The sequence below is a fragment of the Roseateles sp. AC306 genome, assembly GCF_979253795.1.
Genome location: NZ_CEEDEB010000158.1, coordinates 1 through 234 on the forward strand (window position 1 = coordinate 1; position 234 = coordinate 234).

Sequence of the window (234 nt, forward strand, 5' to 3'; positions counted from 1 at the left end):
GCGCGCGCGAGCTCCGGGCCGTCGTTGAGCGCCACGGCCTCGAGGCGGCCCGGTGCATAGGCGACGTTGAAGTGCGCCATTTCATCCGGGTCGACGTCCTGCTCGCCGACGACGGCGCCGTTCAGCAGCAGCCGCACGCGCGGCGCGGTGCTGGCCACCATCACGCGCACGGCCTGGCCTTCACGGCCGGCCCAGTTCCAGTGCGGCCCCAGCTTGACGACCGCGCGGTCCTTC

General features: G+C 73.5%; 1 protein-coding gene. It reads right to left on the reverse strand.

The features are described 5' to 3' along the window. On the reverse strand, positions 1–234 hold a 234-nt coding region (locus tag AC0IZJ_RS28790), incomplete at both ends, for a DUF4982 domain-containing protein (protein WP_471855708.1).